At 72.6% G+C, this 10,205-nt stretch carries 10 protein-coding genes; 6 read left to right on the top strand and 4 right to left on the bottom strand.

The annotated features are described in order from the left end of the window. Nucleotides 1–77: 77 nt before the first annotated feature. Together ABT085_RS38045 and ABT085_RS38040 are read right to left on the bottom strand one after the other, a co-directional pair. Nucleotides 78–1,076, bottom strand: a complete 999-nt coding sequence (locus tag ABT085_RS38045) for a helix-turn-helix domain-containing protein (RefSeq protein ID WP_351618955.1) — start codon at nucleotides 1,074–1,076, stop codon at nucleotides 78–80. Nucleotides 1,077–1,201: 125 nt separating this feature from the next. After that, nucleotides 1,202–1,681, bottom strand: a complete 480-nt coding sequence (locus tag ABT085_RS38040) for a winged helix-turn-helix transcriptional regulator (RefSeq protein ID WP_351618952.1) — start codon at nucleotides 1,679–1,681, stop codon at nucleotides 1,202–1,204. Nucleotides 1,682–1,741: 60 nt separating this feature from the next. Here ABT085_RS38040 and ABT085_RS38035 point away from each other — a divergent pair, with 60 nt between their 5' ends. Further along, nucleotides 1,742–3,205, top strand: coding sequence for a DHA2 family efflux MFS transporter permease subunit (locus ABT085_RS38035; protein ID WP_351618950.1), 1,464 nt, complete (start codon nucleotides 1,742–1,744; stop codon nucleotides 3,203–3,205). A 109-nt stretch (nucleotides 3,206–3,314) separates the two neighbouring features. Here the strand turns inward: ABT085_RS38035 and ABT085_RS38030 are convergent, their stop codons facing one another. Together ABT085_RS38030 and ABT085_RS38025 are read right to left on the bottom strand one after the other, a co-directional pair. Continuing rightward, complete coding sequence (locus tag ABT085_RS38030) at nucleotides 3,315–3,950, bottom strand: response regulator (RefSeq protein ID WP_351618947.1); 636 nt, start codon at nucleotides 3,948–3,950, stop codon at nucleotides 3,315–3,317. Further along, on the bottom strand, nucleotides 3,947–5,167 hold the full coding sequence (locus ABT085_RS38025; protein WP_351618944.1) for a sensor histidine kinase: 1,221 nt from the start codon (nucleotides 5,165–5,167) through the stop codon (nucleotides 3,947–3,949). Before ABT085_RS38025 ends, ABT085_RS38030 begins: the two co-directional genes overlap by 4 nt. Before the next feature lie 172 nt (nucleotides 5,168–5,339). Between ABT085_RS38025 and ABT085_RS38020 the strand changes: the two genes are divergently transcribed. From ABT085_RS38020 to ABT085_RS38000, 5 genes are all read left to right on the top strand, one after another. Then, nucleotides 5,340–6,428 (top strand): ABC transporter permease, encoded by a 1,089-nt coding sequence (locus ABT085_RS38020; protein ID WP_351618958.1) that lies wholly within the window; start codon nucleotides 5,340–5,342, stop codon nucleotides 6,426–6,428. After that, nucleotides 6,425–7,123: an ABC transporter ATP-binding protein gene (locus ABT085_RS38015; protein ID WP_351618941.1), complete on the top strand. Its 699-nt coding sequence runs from the start codon at nucleotides 6,425–6,427 to the stop codon at nucleotides 7,121–7,123. Before ABT085_RS38020 ends, ABT085_RS38015 begins: the two co-directional genes overlap by 4 nt. A gap of 152 nt (nucleotides 7,124–7,275) precedes the next feature. Further along, nucleotides 7,276–7,485 (top strand): ferredoxin, encoded by a 210-nt coding sequence (locus ABT085_RS38010; RefSeq protein WP_351618938.1) that lies wholly within the window; start codon nucleotides 7,276–7,278, stop codon nucleotides 7,483–7,485. Further along, nucleotides 7,475–8,839, top strand: coding sequence for an NAD(P)/FAD-dependent oxidoreductase (locus tag ABT085_RS38005; protein WP_351618935.1), 1,365 nt, complete (start codon nucleotides 7,475–7,477; stop codon nucleotides 8,837–8,839). The genes ABT085_RS38010 and ABT085_RS38005 overlap by 11 nt, the downstream gene beginning before the upstream one ends. A 31-nt stretch (nucleotides 8,840–8,870) precedes the next feature. Continuing rightward, on the top strand, nucleotides 8,871–10,070 hold the full coding sequence (locus ABT085_RS38000) for a cytochrome P450 (protein WP_351618932.1): 1,200 nt from the start codon (nucleotides 8,871–8,873) through the stop codon (nucleotides 10,068–10,070). Nucleotides 10,071–10,205: the final 135 nt, after the last annotated feature.

Raw genomic sequence — 10,205 nt, 5'->3', positions numbered from 1 at the left:
GGACCGGTCCGGCGGGCCCTGCCCGTGCGCGTGGCGGTGTCCGTCGTGCTCAGAGCCGGTCACGGTGTCCGTCGTGCTCAGAGCCAGTCGCGGCGGGCCGCGTGCCAGCCCAGCTGCATACGGGTCGCGACGCCCGCCAGGCTCATCAGGCCCTGGATGCGCCGCTGGACGGTGCGCTTGCTGACCCGCAGCTGTCCGGCTATCGCCTCGTCCGTCATGCCGGCGACCATCAGGGAGAGCAGGTGCCGGTCCTCGCCGACCGGCGAGGCGGCATCGAGGGTGCCGGCACCGCCGATCCGGCCCTCCTCGGTCACCCGGAGCGGGGCACCGATCTCCCAGTGGTGTTCGAACAGGGCGATGAGCGCGTCGAGCAGGCTGCTCTCCCGCACCACCGCGGCCTGCAGTTCCCGGGGTTTGCGGGACGTGCCCGAGGCGGCCAGCGGGAGGATGGCCACCGAGCGGTCGGCGATCGCCAGCCGCAGCGGCAGCGCAGGCACCGCCCGGGCGATCTCGCCGGCGCGCACACCCTTGACGACGTAGTCCACCGAGTCGGGGTCGTCGAAGTACGCCTGCTCGTACAGGGCCCGATAGCGCACGCCCCGGTCCAGCGCGTCGTACTCCTCCTGGTTGCTCTCCGGGGACATGGCCACGTACTGGGCCTTCACGAACCACATCATCTCGCGGCCGGCGCCGTGCTGGAGCTGGCGCAGATGCTGGCGCAGTGCCGCCGCGCCGGTGATGATCTCGACGGCCTCGCCGGTGTTCCGGGCCCATGCGCTGCGGCGGTGTGTCTCGGCCAGTTCGTGGACGGCGGCCCGGGTCTGTTCCAGGGCGTCGAAGTGACGTTGGAGCCGGGGCATGAGGGCCACCTGCGGCGGCACCGCCGTGAACCACTCGGGTCCGTCCTCGGCCGCCGACGCCAGGCCCTTGTGCTCCAGCGCGCGCAGCAGCAGCCGCGCGGTCACGACGTCGAAGGCCGAACGGTCGGAGATGTCCTGAGCGGACGCCGTTCCGGCGGCGACCAGAAGGCGGTACACCTCGCTCTCGTCGGCCGTCAGGCCCACGGTCTCCAGCATGTCGCTCCCTTTCTCACCATGCCGGCGCCGCGCGCCGGCCGGGCGCCGTCGATCATGCCGGACCTGGATCTCGCTCGGGTGGGCGGCCTCCGTCTACGGCGGTCGCTCGGGTGGGCGGCCTCCGTCTACGGCGTCGGCACCGGGCCCGACTCGTCCCAGCCCGGCACGAGGTCGTCCCGGTGGACGTCCTCCCCGTGGACCTGCTCGCCGCAGGTCTCGCACACCGTGTGGGTGACGAGTTCATGATCCCGGTGCCGGATCCGGGCGGGCGGTGCGGTGACGGCCCAGCGGTCGCCCCAGCCGATCAGCTCGCGGGTGATGGCCCCCAGATCGCGCCCGGCCTCCGTCAGGTAGTAGCCGTCGTAGCGGGGGTCGTCCGGCAGGGGGCGCCGTTCGAGGACGTCGCTCTCCACCAGCGCCTTCAGCCGGGCGGCGAGCCGGTCCGTGGGGGCGCCGGTGTTCCTGGCGATCTGCCGGAAGCGGTGGTTGCCGAGCATGACCTCGCGGATCGCCGGCAGGGCCCAGCGGTCACCGATGATCTGGAGGGCCGCGGCGAGGGAGCACGGGCGCCCCGCCATCTCCCGGGGGTCGATGCGTGTGGTCATGTTCTCAGTATCACCCGGCAAGGTTTGATTTCCAAATCACCCTGTGCTTGGGTTGCCACCATGTCCACGCTGCTTCAGTTTTCAAAGCACCCTCGGGCGGCCGCCGCAGTCGTCCTGGTGGCCGTCTTCATGACCAACCTGGATCTGCTGATCGTCAATGTCGCGCTGCCCGCCGTGGGAGAGGACTTCTCCGGAGCCGGCGGCGCGGCAGGACTCGGCTCGCTGTCCTGGGTCCTCAACGCCTACGCGATCACCTTCGCCGCACTGCTGGTGGTGGCCGGGCGCGCCGGTGACCGCATCGGGCAGCGGCCGGTCTTCCTCGCCGGGATCGCCCTGTTCACCCTCGCGTCGCTGGGCTGTGCCCTGGCCCCGAACCTGGAGACCCTCATCGCGGCCCGCGTGGTGCAGGCCGCGGGGGCGGCGGCCCAGATACCGACCTCCCTGGCCCTGCTGCTGGCCGCGGTGCCGGCCGAGCGCCGCACCCAGGCCACCCGCGGCTGGGCCGGGGTCGGCGGACTCGCCGCGGCCGCCGGGCCCGTCGTCGGCGGCCTGCTGACCGAGGTGGACTGGCGGTGGGTGTTCGCCGTCAACCTGCCCATCGGCATCGCGGCGCTCGTCGTCGGCCGGTCCGCGCTGCCGAAGCCGGCCGCGCAGGAGACCGGGCCGCTGCCCGACCTCGTCGGCGCCCTGCTGGTCATCGTCTCGATCGCGTCGCTGTCCGGGGCGCTGGTGCAGGCCCCCGACCGGGGCTGGACCAGCGGCGCGATCGTACTGCTGCTGGCCGTCGCCGTGATCGCCGGCGTCGCGTTCCTGCTCCGGTCCCGGCGGCACCCCCGTCCGCTGTTCGAACTGGACCTGCTGCGGCTGCCGCGCTTCGGTGCGGCGAGCGCGGGCAGCCTCCTGTTCGGCGTGGCCTTCTCGATCATGCTGTTGTCGAACGTGCTGTGGTGTCAGGAGGTCTGGCACTGGAGCGCGCTGCGTACCGGTCTCGCCCTGGCTCCCGGTCCCGCGCTCGTGCCGATCGTCACCGTGCTGACCACCCGCACCGCGCAGCGCTTCGGTCAGGGACCGCTGATCGCGGCGGGCGGCGTGCTCTTCGCCGGTGGCATGGTCTGGTTCGCGGTCTTCGCGTCGGTCACCCCGGACTACGCGAGTGAGCTGCTGCCCAGCCAGCTGCTGACCGGTGCGGGAGTGGGCCTGGCCCTGGGCACCCTGGTGGCCGCCGGTGTGCAGGCCGTGCCGGGACACCGTGCGGCGACCGGGTCGGCGCTGGTCAACTCGGTGCGCCAGATCTCGGCCACGATCGGCGTCGCCCTCCTGGTCGCGGCCGTCGGCTCCCATGCCGACGCCACCTCGCACCACGACTTCCGGATCGTCTGGTACACGGCCGCGGCGCTGGGCCTGGCGACCGCGGCGGTCGGGGTGCAGCTCAGCCGAGGGCGGGGCCGGGGCCCGAAGCAGACGGCACCCGCGGCGCCGAAGGAAGCCGAGGCGACGGGGCGGGTCCCGCGACCGACCTCCTGACCGGCCGCGGCCCGAACCGGTCGACGAGACCGTCGAGGAGGAGTTCTGACGAGGTCGGCGGGCATCGTCGGAACGAGGCCGGGCGCGGTGCGACGGTCGCCCGGCGCGGTCAGCGGCGGATGAGACCGAGGTCGGTGGCGGTGGCGACGGCGGCGGTGCGTGAGTCGACGTCGAGTTTGGCGTAGACGCGGGCCAGATGGGACTTGACGGTTCCCTCGGTCAGGTGGAGCCGGTCGCCGATGGCCTGGTTGGACAGGCCCTCGGCGACCAGGGTGAGGACCTCCGTCTCACGCCGGGTCAGGGCGGTGCCGGGGGCGCGGAGCCGGTTCATCAGCCGGTCCGCGACCGTCGGCGCCAGCGTCGTACGTCCCGTGGCCGCGGTGCGTACGGCCGCGGCCAGGTCCTCGGGCGGGGCGTCCTTCAGGAGGTAGCCGGTGGCACCGGCTTCGATGGCGGGCAGGGTGTCGGCGTCGGAGTCGTAGGTGGTGACGATCAGCACGCGCGGGGCGCCCGGCCTGGCGGTGATCCGGGCGGTGGCCTCGGCGCCGCCCATGCCTCTGCCGAACTGCAGGTCCATCAGTACGACGTCGATGTCGCCTTCGGCGGCGCGGGTGACGGCCTCCTCGGCGGTGGCGGCTTCGGCCATGACGACGAGGCCGGGTTCGGTCTCCAGTACGGCGCGCAGCCCCGCCCGTACGACGGGATGGTCGTCGGCCAGGAGCAGACGGATGGGGGTGTCGGTCACGGGCGGGCCTCGGGCTGGGTCTCGGAAGGTCGGGTCAGGGGCAGCCGGGCGGCCAGGGCGGTGCCGTGGCCGGGGGCGGATTCGACGGTGAGGGTGCCGCCTAGCGCGTGGGCGCGGGCGCGCATGGCGGCCAGCCCGAACCCGCCGGCCTCGGGGTCGGGGGCGGGCAGGCCGGCTGGATCGAAGCCGCGCCCGTCGTCGGCCACGTCCAGGGCGACGCGGTCACCGAGGTAGCCGAGGGTGATGTCGGCGGTGGTGGCCTCGGCGTGGCGAACCGTGTTGGCCAGGGCGGACTGGGCGATACGGAGCAGCGCGACCTCGTACGCGGTGGCAAGCGGGACGGGGTCGCCGGTGAGGTGAAAACGTACGGTGAGCCGGTGCCGGGCGGACGTGGTGGTGCACAGACGTTCCAGGGCGTCGGCCAGAGTGGAACCCTCCAGCGTGGGCGGGGTGAGCGCGGCGACGAAACGGCGGGCTTCGGCGAGGTTGTCGACGGCGGCCTGGCGGGCCTGTTCGACATAGCGGGCCGCGTTCTGCGGTGCCTGGGGCAGTGCCCGTTCGGCGGCGCGCAGCAGCAGTTGGATGCTGGAGAGGCCCTGGGCGAGGGTGTCGTGGATCTCGCGGGCCAGACGGTCGCGTTCGGCCAGCACCCCGGCGGTGTGCTGGGCGGCGGCCAGGTCCGCGCGGGTGGCGGTGAGTTCCTCGATCAGTCTGCGGCGGCGCTCGCTCTCGCGGTACAGAGCCTGATACCCCCAGACCACGGCGACCGCCACGGCGGCGCCGATCGCGGGGCCGATGGCCATGGCGGGGCTGAAGGAGTGCTGGTGGGCGGCGAAGCCCGCGACGGCGGCCGCGGCGGTGGCGACGACCGCCACCAGTCCGGCGCGGCGCGGCAGCAGATGCAGCTGGAGGAAATACAGCGGGAAGGCCACCCATACGGCGTCCGGGGACAGGACGAGCAGCACCAGCCAGCAGGCGCCCACGGCGGCCAGCCACAGCACGGCGGCCCGCCGCGAGCGGCGTACGCCCGGCAGTACGGGCCCGACCGCGTACACCAGGGCGCACGCCGCCGATGCGGCGACGATCGCTCCGGCGTGGGGCCGGCCGTCGGCCACGGCCCGGCCGGCGGCCAGCGCGAGCAGGCCGATGACCAGCAGGTGCAGGCACCAGGCCAGGGCACGGGTGGTCGGGGTCAGGGCGGGGGCAGCGGTGTTCACAGTGCGTCCCAGGTTACGGAGACCGGCGTTCCGGGGCCTCTGTCGAAAGTTGGAACCTGCGTCCCGCCTTTCGGCCCGCCAAGTGCGGTCCTGCGCCAGACGCGCGCAGGAGGGGGTGACCGCGACGGTGGAGCCGTACCGCTTCCACCGTCGCAAAGGACAGGCCAACGCCGTGTTTCTCGCCTGGAGAGACCTGAAGTTCGCCAAGGGGCGCTTCGCCCTGATGGGGACCGTCATCGTGCTGATCACCCTCTTGGTCGGACTGCTGTCCGGACTGACCGCCGGACTGGGCCGGCAGAACATCTCCGCGATCACGGGGCTGCCGGCCGACAGGATCGCCTTCCAGGCGCCCACCGGCGGGCAGGGTCTGTCGTACGCCGACTCCACCGTCACCCGGCGCCAATGGCAGCAGTGGTCCGCGGCACCCGGTGTCGAGAGCGCCGAACCGCTGGGGATCACCACGACCAAGGCCACCGCCGGGGACAGGAGCGCCGGTGTCTCCGCCTTCGGCGTCGAGCCCGGCTCCCGCCTCGCCCCGGACAGCGGCAAGATCGGCGACAGCGCGGTGGTGCTGTCCACCGCGGCCGCCGAAAGCCTCGGCGTGCGGACGGGCGACTCCCTCACGCTGGCAGGCCGGCGACTGAAGGTGGCCTCCGTCGACGGCGACGCCCACTTCAGCCACACCCCGGTCGTCTGGACCAGCCTGGACACCTGGCAGAAGACCGCACCGCCGACCGGCACCACGACGGGCCCGACCGCCACCGTCATCGCCCTGGACACCACGTCCCGGGCCGATGTGGCCGCCATCGACCGTCGGGCCGGCACCAGGACGGTCTCCACCGAGGCCTCACTGTCCGCGATCGGCTCCTACACCTCCGAGAACGGCTCCCTGCAACTGATGCGCGGCTTCCTCTTCGCCATCTCCGCCCTGGTCATCGGGGCCTTCTTCACCGTCTGGACCATCCAGCGCAGCGGCGATGTCGCCGTCCTCAAGGCCCTGGGCTCCTCCACCGCCGACCTGCTCAAGGACGCCCTCGGACAGGCCGTCGTCCTGCTCGCCGGCGGCACCCTGATCGGCACCGGTATCGCGGCCGCCGTCGGCGCCCTGGTGACCGGCAGCGCCGTGCCGTTCCTGCTCACCCCCGCCACCGTCCTGGTCCCGGCCGCCGTGATCATCCTCCTCGGCACGCTCGGCGCCGCCCTGTCCATCCGCCGCATCACCTCCGTCGACCCGCTGACCGCCCTGGGGAGCGCCCGATGAGCCTCAACCTGACCGACATCACCCTCACCTACCCCGACGGCGACACCCGCCTGACCGCCCTCGACCAGGTCACGCTCGATGTTCCCCGGGGCAGCCTGACCGCCGTGGTGGGCCCCTCCGGCTCCGGCAAGTCCAGCCTTCTCGCGGTCGCCGCCACCCTGACCACCCCCGACACCGGCACCGTCACCATCGACGGCCGCAGCACCACCGGTCTGACCCGCGGTGAACTCACCGCACTGCGCCGCCACAAGATAGGCATCGTCTTCCAGCAGCCCAACCTGCTGCCCTCCCTCACCGCCGCCGAACAACTCCAGGTCATGGCACGGATCGACGGCCGCAGACCCCGTACGGCCCACGCGCGGGCGATGGAACTCCTCGACGCCGTCGGCCTGGCCGACCAGGCCGCTCGGCGGCCCCATCAGCTCTCCGGAGGTCAGCGCCAGCGCGTCAACATCGCGCGCGCCCTGATGAACGACCCCACCGTGCTCCTGGTCGACGAACCCACCAGCGCCCTCGACCACGAGCGAGGTGCCGCCGTCATCGATCTGATCACCCGCCTCACCCATCGGCAGGCCACCGCCACCGTCCTGGTCACCCACGACCGCGCCCACCTCACCGCCGCCGACCGGATCGCCGAGGTGCACGACGGACGCCTGCGCGTTCCGGCCGTAGCGCCGGCACCCGCGCACGGTTGACATGCTCCTCGCCATGAGAGGCGAGGATGCCGGCCTTCTCGACCGGTTGCCGTGCTGCCACACGGCACGGGGCCCGCAGCCGTGGAGTGCGGACGCCCGAGTCCGGTCCCATTCTGGAAACGAGGGGCGAGACGACGGAGGGAGTGGTGGGGATGCAGACCGTTGTGGATCTCACGCGCTGCCAGGGTTATGCGCAGTGCGTCTTCCTCGCGCCGGAGGTGTTCGAACTGCACGGCGAGGAAGGGTTGCTGTACGCCACGGCCGTCCCCGACGACCAGGTCGAGCGCGTGCGCCAGGCCGCGGCGGCGTGCCCGGTCCAGGCCATCCTCCTCGGCGAGGAGGTGGGCACCCGTGCCCGGTGACCTCAAGGACGGCCGTATCGTCATCGTCGGCGCGTCGCTGGCCGGGCTCAGGGCCGCGGAGGCATTGCGCGAAGAAGGCTTCACCGGCTCCCTGACCGTGGTCGGGGACGAACCTCACCCGCCCTACGACCGGCCGCCGCTGTCCAAGCAGGTGCTGCTCGGCCGGGCGACGGCGGACACCACCGGACTGCCGATGCGCCGGGACCCGGACGCCGACTGGCGGCTGGGCGTGCGCGCCACCGGCGTGGACCTGCTCGCGAAACAGGTTCGGCTGGAGGGCGGCGAGTCACTGCCGTACGACCGGCTGCTGATCGCCACCGGCACCCGGGCGCGGCCCTGGCCCAACCGGGAGGAAGCCACCCTGGACGGGGTGTTCACCCTGCGCACCCGCGAGGACGCCGGAGGACTGGCCCGCCGGCTGGCCGCCGGGCCGGAGCGCGTGCTGGTGATCGGCGGCGGCTTCACAGGCTCGGAGATCGCTTCGGCCTGCCGGGAACGGGGGCTGGAGGTCACGGTCGCCGAACGCGGCCCCGCACCTCTGGTGGGGGCGCTCGGTGGCACCCTGGGAAAGCTCGCGGCCGCCATGCAGCGCAACCACGGCGTGGATCTGCGCACGGGGGTGACGGTCACCGCCCTGCGCGGGAACGGCAGCTTCGCCGGTGCGGAGCTGTCCGACGGCAGCCGCGTCGAGGCCGACGTGTGCGTCGTGGCCCTCGGCGCGGTACGCAACGTCGAGTGGCTGGCGGAGTCCGGACTGGCGGCGGGTCCGCGCGGGATCGCCTGCGACGCCGGGTGCCGGGCCTTCAACATGTACGGAATCGTCACCGACGACGTCTTCGTGGCCGGTGACGTCTCCCGCTTCCCCCACCCGCTGTTCGGTTACCAGATGCTCTCCCTGGAACACTGGGGCAACGCGGTCGACCAGGCCGAGGTGGCGGCACACAACATGCTCAATCCGGGCCCCCTGCAGCGCCCGCACCTGACCGTCCCGTCGTTTTGGTCGACCCAGTTCGGGCTCAACATCAAATCGGTGGGCGTACCCACCTACTCCGACCACGTGATCATCGCCCAGGGCTCCCTGGAGGCGCGTCGTCTGGCCATGGTCTACGGCTACCAGGGACGGGTCACCGCCGCCGTCACCGTCGACATGGCCAAGTCGCTCGACTACTACCGGCGCCTGATCGAGACGGCTGCTCCGTTCCCGCCCCCGCCCGGCGCCCAGGACCGCGCGATCGCGGCCGACATCCCGATGCCGTCCGACGTGCCGGATCCCAGAGGGCTGTCGCACGGCCCCACCGTCGCGGTCACCGGTTACCTGCCGGATCGCCGGCTGACGCTGGTGCAGCCCGGCTGACCCACGTCCCGCCCCACCGCAAGGAGCCACCATGGCCTCCGACACCCTGCTGGCCCGGATCACCGACTACGCCAACCGCCCCGACCCCTACCCGCTGTACGCCGAACTCCGCGAGGCCGGGCCCGCGGTGCGGCAGGCGGACGGCAGCTACCTGATCGGCACCTACCACGAGATCGTCGCGCTGCTGCACGACCCCCGGATGAGTGCCGATCCGCGCTCGCGCACCGCTCCCGCTCCGTACCCGGTGAATCGACAACCGCCGTTCCTGCGGCTCGACGACCCCGAGCACCACCGGCTGCGCAACTCGACCATGCGGCCGTTCGGGCCGCCGCACAGTCCTGGCCGGGTCGACTCCATGCGCGGCGAGATCGTCCAGCTGACCAAGGAACTGGCGGAGGTGTTCCAGGAGGGCAAGCAGATCGACGTCGTCGACGACTTCGCCTACCCCCTGCCCGTGACCGTGATCTGCCGCCTGCTCGGCATCCCGCACACGGACGAACAGCTCTTCCAGGACTGGACCGACACCCTCGTCGCGTCCGCCGACATCGGACCCGAAGGTGACACCGCCGAACGGGAGCAGGCGGCCGACCAGGCACGGCAGGAGATGGGCCTGTACCTGCTCCGGCTCGCCGAACAGCGCCGCGGTCGGCCCACCGGCGACATGCTCTCCGACCTGGTCAACGAACCGGACCCGGCCGTACGGCTCAGCGAGGAAGACCTCGCGATCAACACCATCCTGCTGTTCATCGCCGGACACGAGACCACGGTCAATCTGATCACCAATGGCGTCCTCACCCTGTTGCGCCAGCCCGACCAGCTGCGCCGTCTGTGCGAGGAACCCGGCCTGCTGCCGCGAGCAGTGGAGGAACTGCTGCGCTACGAGCCGCCGGTCCACATGCGCGAGCGGGTTCCCCTCGTCGACATCGACGTCGCCGGCACCACGATCCCCGGCGGCACGTCCGTCATCCTGGCGCTGGCCTCGGGCAGCCGCGATCCCATGCGGTTCAGCGAACCCGACCGGTTCGACCCCACCCGCCCGGACAACCAGCACGTCGGCTTCGGCAGCGGTATCCACCTGTGCTTCGGCGCGCCACTCGCCCGTATCGAAGCCGAGGCTGCGCTCGGCGCGCTGATCCCCCACCTCGGCACGGCACACCTGGTCCAGGACCCGCCCCCCTACCGGCAGAACGCCATGCTTCGCGGCCCCCGCCACCTGCCCGTCCAGCTCTGAGGCTGAGGGGAGACCGGAGTCGGCGGGAGAGCCCCTGCTGCGGACCGCCTGGGAACGCAGACGGGGGGCGGCGCACCCCCGGGCCCCGCAGCTCGTTTGGGGGGGCGCGGGTGTAACAGCAGAAAGGAAGATCAC

The organism is Streptomyces sp. NPDC002265 (genome assembly GCF_040296125.1).
GTDB lineage: Bacteria > Actinomycetota > Actinomycetes > Streptomycetales > Streptomycetaceae > Streptomyces.
This window is presented reverse-complemented; position numbering and strand designations above follow the sequence as displayed.